The organism is Halomarina pelagica (assembly GCF_024228315.1).
In the GTDB taxonomy this organism is placed as follows: domain Archaea; phylum Halobacteriota; class Halobacteria; order Halobacteriales; family Haloarculaceae; genus Halomarina; species Halomarina pelagica.
Window position 1 is genome coordinate 343,987 of record NZ_CP100455.1, and the last position, 18,713, is coordinate 362,699.

An 18,713-nucleotide genomic window follows, 5' to 3' on the forward strand; every position below is an offset into this window, starting at 1 on the left:
GATATCGATGTAACGGCACGGCGTCGGGGGACCGAGGTCGTCGCCTCGCCGACGTGCGCTCGTCGCCCCCGCCGCCGTCTCGCCACCGTCCCGCCGCTCCGCCGCCGTCTCGCCGCTCCGTCGCCGCGCGTCCGCCGGCCGTGCGCTTTTGTCCGTTCCCTCGGAAGGTGCGTCGCGCAGGCGAACCCAGCGCGGTTGCGATCACGCACACCATGCACGTCCTCATCACGGCTCACGACCTGTATCCGGACCCCGGCTCCGGCGGGACGGGACGGTACGTCTACGAGACGGCCCGGCGACTCGTCGACCGCGGACACCGCGTCTCGGTCCTCACGCGCCGCCGGGGCGACGTCCCCCGCCGGGATCGCATCGAGGGGATCGACGTGTACCGGTACGACGTGACGATCGCGGGCGAGACGGCCCCCTCGATCGCCGCTCGGCTTCCCGACGCGCTCGCGTCCGTCGCGGACGCCGTCGACGCCCTCGGCGCGTCGAGGGGGCCGGGGAGCGCCGAGGTCGACCTCCTGAGCTTCCAGGGGCCGGTGACGTCGCTCCTCGCCCACCTCGTCACCGACGGGGGCGTCCCCCGGACGTGTACGTTCCACAGCCCCTGGCCGACCGAGTACCGCATCCGGGCGGATCACGAGTCGGCGCTCGCGCCGTGTCGACGGCGACTCAACGCCCGCATCCGGCGGGCGGTCGAGGCGCGCGTGCTCGCCGCCTGCGACGGCGTCGTCACGCTCAGCGACTTCATGGCCGACGAACTCCGGCGGGTGTACGGCGCGGACGCGTCGCCGACCGTCGTCCCGGGGGGCGTCGACACCGACCGCTACTCGCCGGACGCCGGGTCGTTCGAGGCGATGGACGGCGACGGCGACGGCGTCTCCTTTCTCACCGTCCGGCGGCTCTCGCCGCGGATGGGCCACGACCTGCTGCTCGAGGCCTTCGCGCGGGTCCGCGACCGGCACCCGGACGCCTCGCTGTACGTCGCTGGCGACGGTCCCCTCCGCGAGGAACTCGAGCGGTCGGCGGCGCGCCTCGGCGTCGGGGACGCCACGACGTTCCTCGGCTACGTCCCCGACGCGGACCTCCCCGCGGTCTACGCGAGCGCCGACGTGTTCGTCCTCCCGACGCGCCGGCTCGAGGGGTTCGGCCTCGCCACTCTGGAGGCGCTCGCGAGCGGGACCCCCGCGGTCGGGACCGCGGTCGGCGGGACCGTCGAGATCCTGGCCGACTACTCGAACGAGTCGGCCGTCCCCGCCGACCTCCTCGTCCCCGCGCCGACCGTCGACGGCCTCGCGACGGCGATGGTCGAGTGGGCCGCGCTCCCGCCCGACGTGCGCGCCGACGCCGGGCGCGCCTGCCGCCGGCGCACCGAAGAGCGGTTCACGTGGGAGCGAACCGTGGCCGCGCTCGAAGCGGAGTACGAGTCGCTCGTCGGGTAGGCCGCCGGCCGATCGGTGACCGCGTCCGATCCGGCGCTCGGCGGTGCGACGGCGTCGCGGTCGGTCGCCGACCCGAGTCACCAGAGGGCGACGCATCGCAAGTACGCCACCTTTTACGGGCGACGTCCGCCGTGCGTGCGCGCCCTCAGGCCGACGCCGCGGGCCGATACGCGGGACCGTCGCTCGAGGGGGGCAGACCGGGACCTGACACTGCCGGCAGAAGCCCTATCGGTCGCGTGTCGCCACTGTCGAACGATGAGCCGACTCGTCCCCATCGACGCGGACCTCGACAAGGAGCAACTGCTCGACGTCTCGGTCAACCTGATCCCCATCGCCATCCTGCTGTTCTTCGTCGTCCTGTTCGCCGTGTACACGCCGTGGCCGCCTAACCTCTTCATGTACCTCATGAGCCACTTCCTCACTATCTTCCCGCTCCTGCTTCTGGCGCTGCTGACCTACGTCTCGGCGAAGGCGATCGCCCGCGACGAGGAGGGGATGGAGGAGTCCTCCGCGGGGGCGGCCACGCCGGAGGAGCGACCGGAGGCGGAGACGGAGTTCGGAACCGGGTCGGAGGAGGGACCGGGCGAGGAGCAGACGGGCGAGGAGCAGACGGGCGAGGAGCAGACGAGCGAGAGTCGGTGACGGAGGTCGCCTCCGTCGCCGTCCGATCGGTCGGGGCCGCCGTCCGTCATCGGAGCGTCGTCCGGCGGTAGGGGCGACGGTGATGCACGACGGCGACGGGGTCGGCGGGACGGTACCTGGCAAACACAAGCAGGACCGTTAGCGGTACCGCCTCCCAACGGCCGACAGCATGAGACACATCGGCGTGGTCCACATGGACCTGATGGCGAAGGGCGGCGGCGAGGCGGTCGCGATGAGCGTCCTCGAGGCGCTACAGGACGACTACGACGTGACGCTGCTGACGCTGACCGATCCCGACTTCGACGAACTGAACGACTACTTCAACACGGCCGTCGACGACGTGACGGTCCGTCAGGCGGGGTGGCTCGCTCCGATGATCAACGAGTGGTTCGGGCTGAAGTACTACGTCCTCCAGAACGCGCTCCTGGGACGGTACGCCCGCCGCCACGCGGACGAGTTCGACCTGCTCGTCAGCACCATCAACGAACTCGGACTGGAGGCGGACTCGATCCAGTACGTTCACTTCCCCTTCGACTGGACGGTGAGCCTCGACGACCGCGAGCACATCTTCCACCCGACAGTCGAGGACGACTCGCCCTACGAGCGCCTCTGTACGTGGATCGCCGGCGTCACCCGGCAGGACATCCACTCGAACACGCTGTTCGCCAACTCGCCGTGGACGGCCGACGTCGTGGAGGACGCCTACGGGACGCGCCCGGACGTGCTCTACCCGCCGATCGACACGTCCGACTTCGACCCGCGCCCGTGGGAGGCGCGCGAACGCGGCTTCGTGACGATCGGCCGCATCGAGCGGAGCAAGCGGGTCGTCGAGATGATCGAGATCGTCGACGGCCTGCGCGATCGCGGCCACGACGTCGACCTGCACGTCATCGGCCCGACGGTCGACGAGGAGTACCGCGAGGAGGTGGCGGCGCTGGCCGACGACCGCGAGTACGTGGAACTCGAGGGCGAGATCCCCCGCGAGGAGCTGGTCGAGCGCGTCTGCACGCACCGGTTCGGCATCCACGGCAAGCGCTACGAGCACTTCGGGATGGCCGTCGCCGAACTCGCCGCAGGGGGGACGCTCCCCTTCGTCCCCTCCGACGGCGGACAGCACGTCGTCGTCCGCGACGACGAGCGGCTGCTGTACGACTCCGTCGACGATGCGATCGAGACGATCGACCGCGTCCTCTCGGATCCGGACCTGCAGCGCGACCTCCGGGTCGGTCCCGAGGAGATCGAGCGGCGGTTCGGCCGCGAGCGGTTCAAGGAAGCCGTCCGAAGGGCGGTCGACGACGCGGTCGTCTCCGGCGACGAACGCGCGTCCACCCCCGCCCCTCGCCCGGTTCGGGATCCCTCGACGGGCGACTGACCGATGCGCGTGCTCGTCGTCCCGGAGGTGTATCGCCCGCGCGACGCCACCGCCTGCGGGACGCTCCGGGACGCCGTCGCGTGGGTCGGCCGGTGGCTCGATCGCGACCCGTCGCTCCACGTCTACTGGCTGCTCCCGCCGCGGGCCGACGCCGCCTACGAGCGGGCGGACGTGCTCGCCGACCGGGAGCGCGTGACGCTCCTCGAGGCCGAGCCGCTGGGGCGGGGCCCGGACCGCGACCTGCTCACGGACACCGGCTACACCACGGCGCAGCTGGAGGCCGTGCGGGAAGGGATCTTCGAGGTCGACGCCTACCTCGACGCGGTCGTCGACCAGCTCAGGAGCGGTCGCTTCCTCCTCTACAAGTGGCTGCTCGAACGCGTCGACCACTGGGCCGCGTCGGTCCGCCCCTTCGACGTGATCGCCAACGTCCACGACCTGCAGGTCCCCTTCAAGTACCGGTACTGCTCGTACCGCAACGACTTCCAGATGCACATGGAGTGCTGCGCGGTGGCCTTCGCCGACGGTCGGTGGTTCACCGCCGACGTCGACCGGCGGCAGTTCCGGGAGCACGCCCGCGAGTTCCTCCGCCCCGAGGTCGTCGACCGCGCGGACGCGGACGCCCTGTCGATCGGTAGCCCCATCGACGTCGACGCGTTCGAGGAGACGTACGCGAGCGAGCCGCGCACTCTCCACCTCGCGGGGTCGATGTGGTCGAAGAAGAACGTCGATCGGCTGCTCGCGGTCGGCGGCCGCCTCCACGAGCGGTACGGCGTCGAGACGGTGCTGACGAGCATGGAGGCGATCCCCCCGGCCGCCAGCGCCCCCGAGTGGGTCACGGCGTACCCGAACGCCGACCGCGCGACCTACGAGCGGGCGCTGCGCGAGGGTGACCTCGCCGTCTGCGCCAGCGAGTACGAGACGATGGCGCGCACGCCCTTCGAGCAGGCGGCGAGCGGACAGGTGCTCCTGCTGCGCGACGAGCCGTGGATCGACGAGTGCGTCCCGGACGACCATCCGCTCGTCGCCCCCCTCGACGGCCTCGCCGACCTCGCGGTCACGGCGGTCGAGGGGTGGGAGGAGGCGGTCGCGGCCAACCGACGGCTGGTGGAGTACGTCGCCCGCGAGCGGAGTCCCGCGGCGGTCGGCGACCGGACCTACGACGACCTCCGCCGCCGCGTCGAGCGCAAGCGCCGCGCCCACGAGGCCGCGTCGCCGCCCGCGCTGGAGGTCGTCGCCCGCCTCCTCTCCGACGTGGAGGGTGCCGTCCCGCTGGACGCCCTCGTCGAGTGGACCGCCGATTACACCGAGGACGGACGGCCGCTCACCGCCGCTCCGGATCACGCGTTCGTCGACCTCGTCTACGCGCTCCGCTCGCTCGGATACGCCGACGCGGGCAACCCCGGGACGCCGGTCTTCCGGCCGACGTAGCGGTTCCCGCCGACCTTCGGTTCGCGCGCCGAACTCTTTTGCGACGGGCCGCGGTACCTCCGTCGACATGACCCTCCGAACCGGAGTCGTCGGCGCGGGCATCGTCGCCGAGAACAACCACTTCCCCGCGCTCTCGCGCAACCCGCGAACGACGCTCGTCGCGATCTGCGACACCGACGTCGAGCGGGCGAGGGAGGCGGCGTCGGAGTACGGCGCGCGCGCCTACGACGACGCCGGTTCGATGCTCGAGGAGGAATCGCTGGACTGGGTCCACGTCGCCACGCCGGTGCAGACGCACTTCGACCTCGCGCGGCTGGCGGTCGAGCGCGGCGTCCCGGCGACGGTGCAGAAGCCCGCGACGACCTCCCGCGCGGAACTCGAGGAACTCGCCGACCTCGCGGAGGCGTGCGGCGTCCCCGTCTCGGTCGTCCACAACTGGCTCTACTACCCCGTGATGCGCGAGGTCCGCCGCCGCGTGGCCGACGGCGAGATCGGCCCCGTCCGCGCGGTCCAGACCACCGTCACGGGCGAGGGACGACCGGACGAGACCTATCGCGGTTCCTGGGTGCTCGACCTCCCCGGCGGCTCGCTCGAGGAGGGGATGCCCCACCCGCTCTACCTCACCCTCGCGCTCGGCGGCCCGCCGCGCGACGAGTCGGCGGTCGACGTGCTGACCCGCTCGACCGACGAGTACGACCACGGGATCGCGTACGACGGCGTCCAGTTGCAGTACGTCGGGCGGAACGACGAACTCTGCTCGGTCACGTTCCTCGCCGGTTCCTCGCGCGGCACCTCGGTCCGCGTCCTCGGCGCGGACGGCTCGATCGCGGTCGACTTCCCCTCGATGACGATCGACGCCCGCGACGCCGAGGCCGGTCCCTACCACTTCTGGAACGAACGGTTCCGACGGAACGTCGAGTGCGCGCGCGACGCCGTCGAGGCCGGCGCGCGGAACGTCCGCAAGTACACCCGCGAGCGCGTCGAGGAGGACCTCGACGTTCACCTCTCGGAGAGCCCCGACGGTCACTACTACCTGTTCGACCGGACGGCTCGCGCCCTCGAAGCCGGGGAGGCTCCGCCCCGCGGCATCGAGGAGAGCCGGTGGACGCTCGCGCTCGTCGAACGGGTGCGCGAGGCGGCGACCGAGCGCGAACGGTAGCGCGCCGCGGCCGGCGCTCGACGAGTTCTCCCCACGGTACCGGGATACCGGGCTACCGGAGCCCCAGGTTCTCCTCCAGTCGGTCGGCGACGGCGTCGGTCGAGTAGCGCTTGCGGATCGTCCCGCGGGCGTTGCGGGCGATCCGTTCGCGGAGGCGGCCGTCCTCGAGCAGGCGGACCGTCGCGTCCGCGAACCCTTCCGCCGAATCGGGGACGAGCAGGTCCTCGCCGGGCGTCGCCTCGACCCCCTCGAAGCCGCTCGGGGTGGTGACGACGGGGACCCCCCAGGCCATCGACTCGAGCACCTTGATGCGGACGCCGCCGCCGACGCGGAGCGGCGCGACCACGGCGCTCGCGCTCCGCACCAGCGGCGCGAGGTCCTCCACTTCGCCGACGAACCGGACGTTCGGGCGGTCGCCGAGGTTCCGGATCGACTCCGGAGCGCCGCGTCCGGCGACGAGCAGTTCGACGTCCGGCCGCGCCCGCCTGACGGTCGGGAGGATCTCCTCGACGAACCACGCGATCCCGTCCCGGTTCGGGAACCAGTTGTAGGACCCGAAGAAGAGCAGGCGGTCGGGGACCGCAGCGGCGGGGTCGGCCGGTCGGTAGGCGTCCGCGTCGAGCGCGACGCGCTGGACGCGCACGTCGAGTGCGTCGAGTGCGTCGAGTCGCTCGCGGTCCCGCTCCCCGAGCACGAGCGTCCGATCGGACGCCTCGTAGACGGCCAGCTCGCTCCGCCGGAGGAGCGGTATCTCGAGCGCGAGTTCCGCGCGCGTCGACGGGTCGTCGGTGCACTCGCGGAAGCGCCGGTGGGCGGCGTACTCGACGACGTGCGCGTTCGTGACGACCCGCGCGCCGGTCTCGTCGATCGCGCGCGCCACCCGCTCGTCGCGGACGACCTGGCCGATGTAGGGGTGCTGGGCGAGGACGACGTCCGGGTCGACCTCGCGGACGCGCTGCGCCGCGACGACGCGGAACGCCCGCGAGTCGAACATCGCCATCACGTCGGAGCGCCCCCGCGCGTAGTTCGCGAGTTTCCGGGCGGTCGGCGGCAGCGGCGAGTCCGCCGACGGGATGCGCCGCACCGACGCGCAGGGCTCGCGCAGCGCGGCCGCGTCGGACTCGTCGCCGTCGCGGCGGTAGGCGAGCACGTGCACGTCGTGTCCGCGCGCCGCGAGCGCGCGGACGAACCCGTGGGTGACGATGCGGTCGCCGGCGTTCGGCGGGTGGGGCAGTTCGCGGGCGAGGAGGAGGACGCGACTCATGGGCGTCGGTCAGTCGTCGATCGACACGCCGGAGGGACGCTCGGGGAGGACGGTCGCGGCGTGGCGGTCGACGTAGTCGTACAGGAGGTCGAACTGCCGCGTGAGCGCGTGCTCGTCCACGGTAAGCGGTGCTTTGAAGAACGACGCGAGGTGCGGCTGTACCCCGCCCTCCCCGTGGACGTCGGCGTGCGTGAGGAGGCGGACGAGGTCGAGGACCAGCGGGGCGGCGAGCGCCGAGTCGGACCCCTCCCACGTGAACTGCATCTTCATCCGCGTGTCGAGAAAGCCCTCGAAGCGGACGTCGTCCCACGCGGTCTTCCAGTCGTCGAGCGCCGGCGTGTAGTCGATTCGAACCCGGTTGTGGTCGATGTCTGGGAGGATCCCGTCGAGGATGCCGCCCTTGCTCGCGAGCTTTCCCGCCTCGTTCTCCTCGTCCTCGAGGACGAGGCCGTCGGTGTTGCCGAGGATGTTGTGGCCCTCCCACGAGCGGACGCGGAGGTTGCGCCCGGCGAACATGGGCGCGAGCGCCGACTTCACGAGCGACTCGCCCGTCTTGCCGTCGTTGCCCATGTGGGGGACGCCCTCCTCCTCGGCGAGTTCGCGCAGGCCGCCGACGGCGCTCCCGATCCCCGGGGTGAAGTTGGCGTAGGGACAGCCCTCCACGAGCGCCGCGTACGCGTAGAGGGTGCTGGCGGGGAGGTCGCGGTCGTCCGCCGCCACGGCCCGTTCGAACGCCGAGAGCGTGTCGTACCGCTCCGGGTCGGACGGCATCGGCTCCGACGAGGCGACGTTGACGACGACGACCCGTTCGAGGCCGTGATGGTGCCGGAAGCCGCGCAGATCCTCGCGAAGCCGCTCGACTACCTCCTCCACCGTCCGGTCCGCCTCGAGCGGCCGCTGGTCGGCGAGGTCCGAGACGGCACCGCAGTTGAGCGTCGTCCCGCGTCGGACGTCGTCGTCCACGGCGGCGAGGTCGTCCTCGACGGCCTCGATCACGTCCCGATCGGCGATGCCGCTCCGCTCGGCGAGCCGCCTGGCGGCGTCCGGGACGCTCCCGGACCGAACGTCGTGCCCGCCGAACGCGAGCGAGTCGACGTCGACGAGGGTGAGCCGCGAACACGGCTCGCGTTCGGTCACCAGCCCGGTCGTCGAGGTCAGTCCGCGGGCGACGGCGCGCGCGCCCAGCATCGCGGTCGTCGCGATGTTTCCCCGCGCCCCGACGAACCAGACGCCCGTCTCGGCTCCCGCGCTCATCGCTCCCCCTCGGCGCGCGCGCGACGCTGCTGGGGCTGTCGAAGGTCGTTACCGGCGTCGAAGTACGTCGTGATACCGATCATAGTGGTGGGTCGGTGCGGTCGCCGTATCCGTCGGTACGGCACCCGGCTACCGACGTGTCAGCGTGGCGTTGGGTATCACTGCCGAGCAAGTGTGCACTCTGCTTGCGTACTCCGCCGCTCGACTCGGGCGTCGCCTCCATCGAGCGGTCGGTTCGACAGAATCCCCTCGTTGAAATCCGAGGTATTCCCGCAAATGCAGGGTGTGCGGATAAACGGATGACTGCCCACTTATGCAACGAGGACCCATGCCAGACGATCGTTCTACACCCGACGAGGAGCAGAGATCGGCCGAAGAGGAACTCGATGAGGCCGAAGACATCGAACGAACGGAGACGATCTCGGCGCGAGCGACGGTCCACTCCGAGATCGTCGACACCGAGATCGTGGAGCGGACGCCGATCGACACGGAGATCGTCAGCCAGGAGATAGTCGGCATCACGATCGTCGACGACGAGACGGGAAGCGTCGACCCCTCGGAGGTCCGGACGGCCGAGGAAGGATCGCTCGGGCTGGAGTCGATGACCGGCGCGGGCGTCGAACAGGGAACGTACATCGCCTTCGAGATCGACGAGGCGCTCGTCGTGACCGAGGAGATCGTCGAACGGATGCTCGTCGAGAGCGAGATCGTCACCGAGGACATCGAGGAGGAGACGGTCGTCGAGAGCGGCGAGGTCGACATAGAGGACCTCGACGAGGAGGTCGGTGACTTCATCCGCGCCGAGTCGGTGCTGGAGATGCTCGACGACGAACTCATCGCCGCCGAGTTCCTGAAGGACGACGTCATCGAGACGGAGTTCACCGAGCGCAAGACGATCGAGCGTGACGTCGCTCGACGGCGGATCGCGACCGCCGAGATCGCGGAGATCCAGGAGATCGACGAGGAGGAGATCGACGTGGAGGTCATCGAGAGCGAGATCGTCGAAGGCGAGGATCTCGGGGGGCGCTCCGGCGCGGTAGCCGACTCGGTGTCCGGGACGACCGCCGTGACAGACGCGGAGTCGACCGAGACCGAGACCGAGACGACGACCGCCAGAGACGAGTCGACGATGGGCGAATCCGACGCCGCGATGGGCGAGGCGACCCTCGGCGAGGGTGACGTGGGCAAGGAGGTCGTCGATACGTCCGGCGAGAAGATCGGCATGATCGTCGACGTGGAGAACGGCACCGGCTACGTCGACCCGCACCCGAGCATGACCGACAAGATCAAGGCGACGCTCGGTATGAGCAGCGATCACGAGGGGGACGACGACACCTTCGCCCTCGACAACAGTCGAATCGAGGAAGTCACCGGCGACAAGGTCAAAGTCTTCCACTCCGAGCGGTAAGCCGCGATCTCCGGCCGAACACGCACCTCTTTTGTGACTCCGTCGACCCCGGACGAGTCGTAACGCCGACTGGTTCAGTCGGATAGCTCCTAACTCGACCTCCCGCTCACCTCGGTCCGTCGGAGGGGGCTCGTCGCGCTGGAAGTTATCGTCCTGCGTACGATTCCGGATGACCGAGCCCGCGACTGCCCCTACCTGACGGTGCGTTCGTCGCCGCCGTGACCGAGCCGTCTTGACCACGGCGCAGTCGCTGGTCCGTGTCACGTCGACGGTGCGTCGACGGTCCAAAAGAAGTCACAGCGCCGTCGTTCGAGGGACGGCCCCCCGACGACGGTGGCCGCAGGTCGGATTCGTCCCCGCGGTTCGATTCAGTCGTCGTCGCTGCCCGAGATGCTCGACTGGCTACTGGAGCCGGCCATCTGCGACGACTTCTGTCTGGCGCTCCCCGCCCATCGGCCGATGTTCTCGCTGACGTAGCCTCGACCGCCGAGACCGATGGCGAGGCCCAGTCCGATGGCGAGCGCCGCGCCCAGGCCGTAGGCGACCGCGCGGGCCAGGACGTAGAGCAACTGCGTCGCGATGCCCATCGTGTCAAGCCCGATCGTGATCACCGTGAAGTACAGGAACAGCCGCACGCCGGTGGCGAACACCGACGCGTAGCGCGACTGTCGCCCAGCCTCGCTCCGGGTGATCGCGTTGCCGACGAAGTCAGCGACGACGAACCCGACGATGATCACCAGCAGCCCGGCGATGAACGCCGGCAGGTACGCCGCCGCCCGCTGGATCCACTGGGACAGGAGCGGGATCGCCAGCGCGTCGGCCGCGGCCAGGATCGCCAGGAAGTAGATGTAGTACGCCGCTATCTTCCCGAACGACCGCGAGACCGCCTGTTCGTTTCCGCCCATCACCCGCCCCAGCGGCGTGGCGAGCACGCGTCGATCGAGTTCCGCGTGATCGACGATCGTCCGAACGACGGCCGCGAGGACGCGACCGATGATCCACCCGATCAGCAGGATGATGATCGCGCCGACTAGCCGCGGGATGAACGCGACGAGCTGCGAGATCGTCTGCTGGAGGAAATCGGGGATGCCTAGTTGTAACACGGTACTTCCAACGGTGAGCGTTCCAGTCATGGTTGTCTCCTCTGGTCTGGGGAGTACGAACGGGTCGTTCCCGACCTCCCCAGGACATCCGTGGGGCGATATGAGTTAACGTCCGTTGCCTGCAGGTGTAAGCATCGAGGAGCGATCGCCGCGATCGAGCCCTGAAACGGTCGATCCCGGTGTCGTGTGGGGAGATCGACGCGGGTCGAGAACCGGGGTCGAGCTACGCCCTCCACCGACCGAGCGACCGCTCGATCCCGTAGACGCGATCCATCCCCCCGGTGAACGGCGTCGCGGTTCCGGCGACCGACGCCGCCAGCGCGAGGGCGAGCGCGATCGCCACCTTCGCCCGCGTCGGATCCAGACGAAGCGATCGGATCAGGTGCGGTATCCCCTCGTCGATCCGACCGGCCTCGCAGTGGGTCATCCCCACGTCGGCGAGGAACCGGGCCCGCGCGGTGCGCGGGAGATCGTAGCGGCGATCCAGCCGATCGAACGCCCTCGCGAGGCGGTCCGGCTCGGCGGAGATGTTCCCTTGACCGGTCCCCTTCACGACGAGGGGTTCGTCCACGAACGCGAACGCCCGTTCGCGGGCGAGGCGCAGACACAGCTCCCAGTCCTCGAAGCACCCCAGCGACTCGTCGAACCCGCCCACCTCGCCGAGCGCCGAGCGCCGCGCCACCAGCGTCGACGTGTACGTGGGGAGGTCGAGGCGGCGGATCGCCTCGTAGACGTCCCCCGAGACGCCCGTCCGCGTTCGCGGCTCGCCGTCGGCCTTCGTCACCCGGGTGAGCGACGCGCTCGCGTCCTCCCTGGCGAGCGCGTCCACCTGTCGTCGGAGCTTCTCCGGCCGCCAGCGGTCGTCGTCGTCGACGAACGCCACGAGGTCGCCGGCGGCGGCTCGGATACCGGCGTTGCGCGACGCGCTCGGCCCGTCGGGGGCCTCGCGCCGGAGGACGCGGAGGCGGTCGTCGTCGATCGCGTCGAGTACGTCGACGGTGCCGTCGGTCGAACCGCCGTCGACGACGATCAGTTCGAGCGGAGCGTGCGTCTGCTCGAACACGCTCTCTACGGCCCCGCCGAGCACCGACGCCCGGTCGTACGTCGGGAGGACGACGCTCACGGTCGGTTCGTCGGGGCGGATCGGTGCCTCTCGGTCGGTCGAGCGACGGAGGCCGGCGTCGGTCCCGCAGAGCGCCTCCCTCCCGTCGCTCGGATCCTGGTTTCGGTTCACGGTCGCACCTCGCGTCGGGCGGGAGCGACTCGCCGTCGGCGCGACGTTCCGCTCCCGCCTCGTGGGGCCCCCATCGATCCGTCGGCGCATAACGGTGGTGGTCGGGGGGATCGAGGCGCGTCGGATCGCGGGGCACGGTCCGACGTCGGATCCTCGACGCGCCGGCGTTTCGGGGATCTCGGTGAATCCGCGATTTTCCCGACTACTCCGGGGTACCTCGACGGTATTCTCCGTCATCGAGGGGGAACGCGAGGCACAAGCTTAACAAACGACGACCGGGTAGTCGCATACGCATGGACCATTGTCGGATGGCCACGGCTGACGGAGGGCACACCGTCGATTGCGACTGTAAGGTGGGCGGCGTCGCAGAGCGGTACGACCTGGGACGCATCACGTACGAACTCGAGGACCTGTGGACGGCCGACGGAGACGGATACAGCCTCCGCGAGCTGGCCGACTACTTCAACCGGGCGGTACTCGAATCGACCATGCGGGAGACCGGTCTCGATCCGCTCGATGGAGACGTGGAAAACCTGTATCGATTGCTCACCGACGAGGGGGCGAGCCCCGGTAGTCGCGTGGAAGCGGAGCGTCGCCTGGAGCGCGAGGGGGCGTCGGCCGAACGCGTTCGGGACGACTTCGTCACCCACCAGACGATCTATCGCCACCTGAAGAACTGTCTCGAGGCGGAGTACGAGCGCGGGGAGGCGGCTCCCGGCGATCGGATCCGACGGGACGTGAAGCGGATCGAGGGGTTGCAGAACCGAACGACGATCGTCGTCGAGGAGATCGTCCGGCGACTCCGGGACGGCGAACTCGTCTCCGTCGGCGACTTCGACGTCTACAACGACATCCGGATCGTCTGCGAGGAGTGTACCGCCCAGTACTCCCCCCGCGAACTGCTCCAGCGGGGCGGGTGCGGCTGTGACGGTGGACCGTAACGGACCGCGTCTCGCACGCCACCAGTCGCGTCACGTCACGTCACGAGTCGGCGTCGGAGTCGGACGCGGGGTGCCCCCGATCGCCAGTCACGGCTCCGTCAGTTCGTCTACGTCCGCGACGCGGGCGACGTAGTACGCCGCCCCGTCCGGGACGCGGGTGACCACGGTGACCGTCTTCTGCTCGTCGGAGTCGATCGACACGTCCCCGCCCGAGACGCGACCCGTTTCGTCGTCGTCCTCGTCGTAGAACACCAGTTCGACGGCGACGCTCCGCGGTCCCCCGGAGTTGACCAGCGTCAGCCAGAACTCCCTCTCCCCGTCGGCCGCGTCCTCCCCGTCGAACGACGCGCCCGCGTCGGCGGGCCTGGTTTTCGTCTCGAGCACGGAGACGCCGTCGGCGGCTCGCGAGAGCGAGTCGCGAAAGAGCCCGATACGATTCCGGGCGGCGCTGATGCGCTCCGCCGCGGTCCCGCTCGTCAACGCTTCGAGTCGGAGCAGTTCGTTGTCGATGTCGTCGAGAAGTCCCTCGCGATCCGGGTGGGCACCGTCGGCGTAGGATTCGAGGCGTTCCTCGACGGCGTCGAGTTCAGCCCCCAGGTCCTCGTCGCTCGCCTCGCGGGCGCGTTCGAGGTCGTCCCTGACGTCGATGACGTGTGGTAGCGCGGCCATGATCTCCGGCGAGTCGTTCAACCGGCCGTGTTATGGACGTTTCGGAGACCCCCCCCGGCCGACGGCGTCGGACGCAGGGGCAGGGTTCAACACGCCCCGACGAGTACCACCCGGCGTGGTGACGACCGACCTCACGGACGACGACCTCGCGATCCTCGGGCGACTCGCGGCGGGCGCTCGCACCGTGGCGCGTCTCGCCGCCGACAGCGGTCTCCCCGCGGACGCGATCGACGACCGACTCTCCCGCCTCGCGGACGACGGACTCGCGTACGAGGTCGGCGAGGCGTACGCCATCGCGCCGAGCGGCCGGCGCGCGCTCCGGGCGCGCGGCGACGACCCGACCGGCGAGACGGGGGACGTCCCGGGCCGCGTCGCGCGCGAGATCGCGGCGTTCGACCTCCCGCCCGACGCCGAGGACGCGGTCGAGCGGGCCGTCACGTTCCTCCGGGAGTGGCGCGAGGCGACGTCGAGCGAGGTAATCGACGCCGTGTACGCCGAGGCCCCGGCGGGGTGGGACGATCACGGCGACTGGTGGCGCGAACTCGTCCGCGATCGGCTGGCCGCGCTGCCCGGCGTGGTGCCGCCGGACGACGGGGACCGGTGGCGCTACGAGGGGGCCGAGCCGGCCGACGGCACCGCTGACGGCCGACGGGTGCTCGGGACCGACGACGGCGAGCGGTACGGGAGCGCGAAGCACGCCATCGCGAACCTGGCGCGGAGCGACGCGCAGGCCGACGCGCTCTCGCATGCCTTCGCGCTCCTCTTCGAGCGGGGGCGCGCGACGGCGGACGACCTCGAATCGGCGCTCGGCTCCCAGGCTCTCGCGTCGATCGAGGACCGCCTCGCCGAGATCCCGGGCGTCGATCGGGTCGGGGAGGACGCGTGGCGGTACTCGCTGGACGGGGAACCTGGCGTCGATGGGTCCGACGGGGGCCCGTGACTGTCGGCCGCGTCCGCCGCGGCGGGTGCGCTCCGACGTCGCCCCGGGCGCATCACTTTTCGGAGCCCGGTGCCAAGCCCCGGGTAACGATGACGACCGATCAGAGCTTCGAATCGGCGTTCGAGGACGCCCTCTCGACCGTGCCCGACGAGTTCCTGGACCGCGAGCGGTTCGTCCCCGCGACGGGGCCGCTCGACGCCGAGGTGATGCTCCTCGGGGAGGCCCCCGGCGCGCGCGAGGTCGAGCGGGGCGAACCGTTCGTCGGGAACGCGGGCGAGCGCCTCGACGCCGCCCTCGAGACGGTCGGCCTCGACCGGGGGTCGCTCTACATCACCAACCTGGTGAAGGTCCGCCCGCCGAACAACCGCGACCCGCGGCGCGCCGAGATCGACGCGTGGTGGCCGGTGCTGGAGGCCGAGATCGAGCGCGTCGATCCCGCCGTCGTCGCCCCGCTGGGGAACTTCGCCACCCGCGAACTCCTGTCGGTCGGGGAGGGTATCTCCGACCTCCACGGGCGGCCCGTCGAGCGCGACGGACGGGTCGTCGTCCCCGTCTATCACCCCGCGGCGACGCTCTACGACCGGAGCAAGTACCCGGTGCTCGTCGAGGACCTCCGGACGGTCGCGTCCGAGGTGGGCCTCGACTGACGTCCCGTCGCGCTCGTCGGGGCACGCTCGACGCCGTCGCCGGCGCGCGCGAGACGGGGACCGGGGGAATTCAAGCAGAACACCTTCATACCGAGCCGCCGAACCTGTTCGGTGAACCCATGCACTCGCCCTTCGAACAGTACGATCTCCCCCCCGACTGGACCCCCGGTCGCGTGGAGAACGGCCTCTTCGAGTTCGTCCACTCGGAGCGCTCGCTGGCCGTACAGATCCGGAAGGTGGAACTCGGCTCCCAGGTCGCAGAGGACCCCGGACAGCACGTCTGGGTGATGAGTTGCGACTTCGGCGGTACCGCGACGCCGAGCAGCAAGTTCGTCTGTAGCCTCACCACCTGGCAGGCGGCCGCGGCCGCGCTGGTCGCCTGCATGGAGCAACTCGACGCCGCGCTCGAACGCGCCGAGGACGGGCCGTCTGACATCGACGCCGTGCTCCGGGACCTGACCGTGCGGGACTCGCTCGGGCGTAAGTTCGACCGCGCGTGAGCGGCCGGCGCGCGCCGAGCCCTGACAAATGCAAGGGGCACGTTCACTGCCGTCGCGAACCGAGCATGCGTCGTCATGCCCATCAGCAAGCTCGCGACCCAGGACGTCGTCACGGCGGGGACGGACGCCACGGTGATGGACCTCGCGAAGACGATGGAGTCGGAGGGAACCGGCGACGTGGTGATCACGGAGGACGACAGACCGGTCGGCGTCGTGACGGATCGCGACGTCGCGCTCGCGATCGGACGCGGCGAGGAACCCGACTCCTGTACCGCAGGCGACCTCATCGGCGACGAGGTGTTCACCATCGACGCGGACGCCGAGGGGTACGACGCGATAAAGCAGTTCGGCGAGTCGCGCGTCCGTCGCGCCCCCCTCGTCGACGACGAGGGCAAACTGACGGGCATCGTCACCCTGGACGACGTCGTGGCGACGATCGGCGAGGAACTCACGTTCGTCGCGAACGTCATCGAGGCCCAGTCGCCCGGCTACTCGCCCGACTGACGGATCTCGACGGCGACGAGGCCGACGAGCGTTTCCGTTCGTCCGCCCCGGTCGTCGCGGAGCGCCGTCGGCAGAACGCCTTTACCGCTCACCGTGTCAACCACGTACGATGGGTGACACGATCGGAGACGAACTCCGGGACCGGGGACGGGGCATCGCCGGCGCGCTCCTCGTGTCGGGCTGTCGTTCCTCTACACGATGGAGACGTGGTGGCTCGCGTGGGAACTCCCCGTCGTCTACCTGCTGGCGTACGCGCTCGTCGGGCTGGTCTCGGTCACCGTCGAGGCGAATTGCACGCCGCCGCCGACGGAGCTGACCTTCCAGCACGTCTCCACGGACAGCCGGCGGGTCGGGAGGAGCGTCTGTCCGCCGGGGACGACCGACCCCGGGGTGTCGGTTTCGAGCTGGGCCAGGCGGTGACGCGGGCGGGTCGAGGCAGGACGGATCGGTGCGGACTGTCGTCCCATCCGTTCTGTTACAGGGATATCTCTGTAACGACGTTGTTTCCGTACCGGTCGTGAACTCCGATCAAAGGGAGTGTCACGCGCTGACGACCGTCCGCGATCTCGGGGGATCGGACGACGCTTCGACCGAGCATTGAGGGTGACGCACGCCGTACGGGCGAGCATGAAGGCGATCACCGTCGGCGGGGAGTCGATCGAGTGCGCCGCGATCGAGGAGACCGAGCACGGCGTCCGCCTGTACGACGGGGCGGACGAACTGGTCGGGTACGTCCCCTACGGCAGTCTCCGGTGCGTGCGGCGGTGGCGGCACCCGGTCTCCTCGAGCAGCATCGAGAGCGTCGGGTACGACGACGACGCGCTGGCGCTCGAGGTCGAGTTCGAGGGGGGCCGGATCTACCGCTATCTCGACGTGCCGAGGGCGGTCTACGAGGGGCTGTCGAGCGCCAGCTCGAAGGGTCGGTACTTCCACGACAACGTCCGCGGGACGTACCACTACCTGCGGATCGCGTAGGCCGCGATCGGAGCCCGATCGGCGGGTTGAGACGATCGGGCCGACAGGACGTGAACGGCGATCGTCACGACCCGCTCGAACCCCCCGACTCCCCCGACTCTCGCTCCGCCCGCTCCTCCCGGTACTCGTCGAGCAGTGTCGCCGCGGTTCGGACGTGTCGGCTCGTCTCCCCGTCGGCGCGTTCGCTGAGGCCGGCGAGCTTCTCCTCGAGTTCGGCGAGGCGGTCCGGGTGCGGCGGTTCGTCCGTCGTCTTGTCGCCGTCGACGAGTTCCATCAGCCCCTCGTCGATCGAGCGCAACTGCTCTCTGATCTCCCTGTCCTCGTCCGCGGCGTCGCTGGCGCGCTGTAGCTCCTCGCGGATGCGGGTCGGTCGATCGGACATGTCGGGCGGTACGGGCGACGCGCGGAATACGCTGTCGGCCGTCTCTCTCGGAGAGAGTCATCGCGCGCGACGGTGACTGCTTCCGCGGCGTCCGGCTGACGGTACCGGTCCGACGCACCGGGGGTCGAGCGATCCGGGCCGCTCGATCACTCGAAGCCGGGCGGTCGCCCCTCGAGCGCCGTCTCGATCAGGGTCTGGTGGCCGCGGCGGAACCGCTCGGAGAGCGCCTGGTGGGTGATGCCGAGTTCGTCGGCGAGTTCCTCCATCGTCGTGCGCCGGGGGATCTCGAAGTAGCCCTTCTCGACCGCCGTCATCAGCGTCACGTACTGCTCCTCGGTAAGTTCCCCCGGGCTCGCGGACTCCGCGTCCAGTTCCGTGATGCGCGTCACGTCGATCGAGAAGTCGTGCTCCCAGGCGTTGTCGACGATCCGCGAGAGGGTGCTCCGATCGAGCACCAGCAACTGGACGACCCACTTGCGGTTCCGCCCCTTGATCGACAGGATCATCGCGTCGCCCTCGAAGAGGATCTCCCTGAGGACGCACAGGCGGACGCTCCCCCACTCGACCTCGTAGAGCCAGCTCTCGCCTCGCTGCGAGACGGCGGTGAACGTCTCCACGCTCGGATCGAGGTCGAACGCCGCCTCGACCTCCTCCCGACTCGGTCCCCACACCCGAACGAACGACATCGCCGCCCCGGGTTCGGCCGCCACGACTTGCGCCATCTCGAACCGGAAGTCCGAGATCGCTTCGAACGTTCGCTCGAGTGCCAGGTCTCCTGCCGGTATGCGGAATGTGGCGATGCTCATTGGAACCTCTTCGGGGAGGACGACCGCCATCGATATA

General features: G+C 70.3%; 20 protein-coding genes. 13 read left to right on the forward strand and 7 right to left on the reverse strand.

Annotated features, from left to right (window positions below; all coding sequences use genetic code 11):
* Nucleotides 1-212 precede the first annotated feature (212 nt).
* The 5 genes from NKI68_RS20160 (at nt 213) to NKI68_RS20180 (ending at nt 6,049) form a co-directional block, all read left to right on the forward strand.
* A complete protein-coding gene (locus NKI68_RS20160) occupies nt 213-1,445 on the forward strand; it encodes a glycosyltransferase family 4 protein (RefSeq protein WP_254546542.1) in 1,233 nt (410 codons plus the stop codon).
* Nucleotides 1,446-1,700: 255 nt separating this feature from the next.
* On the forward strand, nt 1,701-2,087 hold the full coding sequence (locus NKI68_RS20165; protein ID WP_254546543.1) for a DUF6684 family protein: 387 nt from the start codon (nt 1,701-1,703) through the stop codon (nt 2,085-2,087).
* A 169-nt stretch (nt 2,088-2,256) separates the two neighbouring features.
* Nucleotides 2,257-3,459 (forward strand): glycosyltransferase family 4 protein, encoded by a 1,203-nt coding sequence (locus NKI68_RS20170; RefSeq protein WP_254546544.1) that lies wholly within the window; start codon nt 2,257-2,259, stop codon nt 3,457-3,459.
* Nucleotides 3,460-3,462: 3 nt separating this feature from the next.
* The gene (locus NKI68_RS20175; RefSeq protein WP_254546545.1) at nt 3,463-4,890 is read left to right on the forward strand and encodes a hypothetical protein; all 1,428 of its coding nucleotides are present in this window, start codon (nt 3,463-3,465) and stop codon (nt 4,888-4,890) included.
* Between the two features lie 67 nt (nt 4,891-4,957).
* Nucleotides 4,958-6,049 (forward strand): Gfo/Idh/MocA family protein, encoded by a 1,092-nt coding sequence (locus NKI68_RS20180; RefSeq protein WP_254546546.1) that lies wholly within the window; start codon nt 4,958-4,960, stop codon nt 6,047-6,049.
* A 52-nt stretch (nt 6,050-6,101) separates the two neighbouring features.
* On the opposite strand, the gene NKI68_RS20185 is transcribed toward NKI68_RS20180, so the two are convergent.
* Both NKI68_RS20185 and NKI68_RS20190 read right to left on the reverse strand, forming a co-directional pair.
* Nucleotides 6,102-7,313 carry a glycosyltransferase family 4 protein gene (locus tag NKI68_RS20185; RefSeq protein WP_254546547.1) on the reverse strand — a complete coding sequence of 404 codons (1,212 nt, stop codon included), beginning with the start codon at nt 7,311-7,313 and terminating at the stop codon, nt 6,102-6,104.
* Nucleotides 7,314-7,322: 9 nt separating this feature from the next.
* Nucleotides 7,323-8,567, reverse strand: coding sequence for an inositol-3-phosphate synthase (locus NKI68_RS20190; protein ID WP_254546548.1), 1,245 nt, complete (start codon nt 8,565-8,567; stop codon nt 7,323-7,325).
* Nucleotides 8,568-8,895: 328 nt separating this feature from the next.
* Between NKI68_RS20190 and NKI68_RS20195 the strand changes: the two genes are divergently transcribed.
* The gene (locus NKI68_RS20195; protein WP_254546549.1) at nt 8,896-9,975 is read left to right on the forward strand and encodes a DUF8593 domain-containing protein; all 1,080 of its coding nucleotides are present in this window, start codon (nt 8,896-8,898) and stop codon (nt 9,973-9,975) included.
* 368 nt (nt 9,976-10,343) lie between these two features.
* Here NKI68_RS20195 and NKI68_RS20200 read toward each other — a convergent pair whose 3' ends face one another.
* Together NKI68_RS20200 and NKI68_RS20205 are read right to left on the reverse strand one after the other, a co-directional pair.
* On the reverse strand, nt 10,344-11,108 hold the full coding sequence (locus NKI68_RS20200) for a mechanosensitive ion channel family protein (RefSeq protein ID WP_254546550.1): 765 nt from the start codon (nt 11,106-11,108) through the stop codon (nt 10,344-10,346).
* 193 nt (nt 11,109-11,301) lie between these two features.
* Entirely contained in the window at nt 11,302-12,312 is a 1,011-nt protein-coding gene (locus NKI68_RS20205) for a glycosyltransferase family 2 protein (RefSeq protein WP_254546551.1), read from the reverse strand.
* 308 nt (nt 12,313-12,620) lie between these two features.
* Between NKI68_RS20205 and rdfA the strand changes: the two genes are divergently transcribed.
* A complete protein-coding gene (rdfA, locus tag NKI68_RS20210; protein WP_254546552.1) occupies nt 12,621-13,253 on the forward strand; it encodes a rod-determining factor RdfA in 633 nt (210 codons plus the stop codon).
* Nucleotides 13,254-13,340: 87 nt separating this feature from the next.
* On the opposite strand, the gene NKI68_RS20215 is transcribed toward rdfA, so the two are convergent.
* On the reverse strand, nt 13,341-13,922 hold the full coding sequence (locus NKI68_RS20215; protein WP_254546553.1) for a DUF7553 family protein: 582 nt from the start codon (nt 13,920-13,922) through the stop codon (nt 13,341-13,343).
* 115 nt (nt 13,923-14,037) lie between these two features.
* Here NKI68_RS20215 and NKI68_RS20220 point away from each other — a divergent pair, with 115 nt between their 5' ends.
* The 6 genes from NKI68_RS20220 (at nt 14,038) to NKI68_RS23860 (ending at nt 17,488) form a co-directional block, all read left to right on the forward strand.
* Nucleotides 14,038-14,862 (forward strand): hypothetical protein, encoded by an 825-nt coding sequence (locus NKI68_RS20220; protein ID WP_254546554.1) that lies wholly within the window; start codon nt 14,038-14,040, stop codon nt 14,860-14,862.
* Nucleotides 14,863-14,951: 89 nt separating this feature from the next.
* Nucleotides 14,952-15,509, forward strand: coding sequence for a uracil-DNA glycosylase (locus tag NKI68_RS20225; RefSeq protein WP_254546555.1), 558 nt, complete (start codon nt 14,952-14,954; stop codon nt 15,507-15,509).
* Between the two features lie 119 nt (nt 15,510-15,628).
* Entirely contained in the window at nt 15,629-16,009 is a 381-nt protein-coding gene (locus NKI68_RS20230) for a hypothetical protein (RefSeq protein WP_254546556.1), read from the forward strand.
* 75 nt (nt 16,010-16,084) lie between these two features.
* On the forward strand, nt 16,085-16,513 hold the full coding sequence (locus NKI68_RS20235) for a CBS domain-containing protein (RefSeq protein ID WP_254546557.1): 429 nt from the start codon (nt 16,085-16,087) through the stop codon (nt 16,511-16,513).
* A gap of 198 nt (nt 16,514-16,711) precedes the next feature.
* Nucleotides 16,712-16,933, forward strand: coding sequence for a hypothetical protein (locus NKI68_RS20240; RefSeq protein ID WP_254546558.1), 222 nt, complete (start codon nt 16,712-16,714; stop codon nt 16,931-16,933).
* Between the two features lie 183 nt (nt 16,934-17,116).
* Nucleotides 17,117-17,488, forward strand: a complete 372-nt coding sequence (locus NKI68_RS23860) for a KTSC domain-containing protein (protein ID WP_368410981.1) — start codon at nt 17,117-17,119, stop codon at nt 17,486-17,488.
* A gap of 64 nt (nt 17,489-17,552) precedes the next feature.
* Here NKI68_RS23860 and NKI68_RS20250 read toward each other — a convergent pair whose 3' ends face one another.
* Nucleotides 17,553-17,870, reverse strand: coding sequence for a DUF7553 family protein (locus NKI68_RS20250; protein ID WP_254546559.1), 318 nt, complete (start codon nt 17,868-17,870; stop codon nt 17,553-17,555).
* 146 nt (nt 17,871-18,016) lie between these two features.
* On the reverse strand, nt 18,017-18,676 hold the full coding sequence (locus NKI68_RS20255) for a helix-turn-helix domain-containing protein (RefSeq protein ID WP_254546560.1): 660 nt from the start codon (nt 18,674-18,676) through the stop codon (nt 18,017-18,019).
* Nucleotides 18,677-18,713 lie beyond the last annotated feature (37 nt).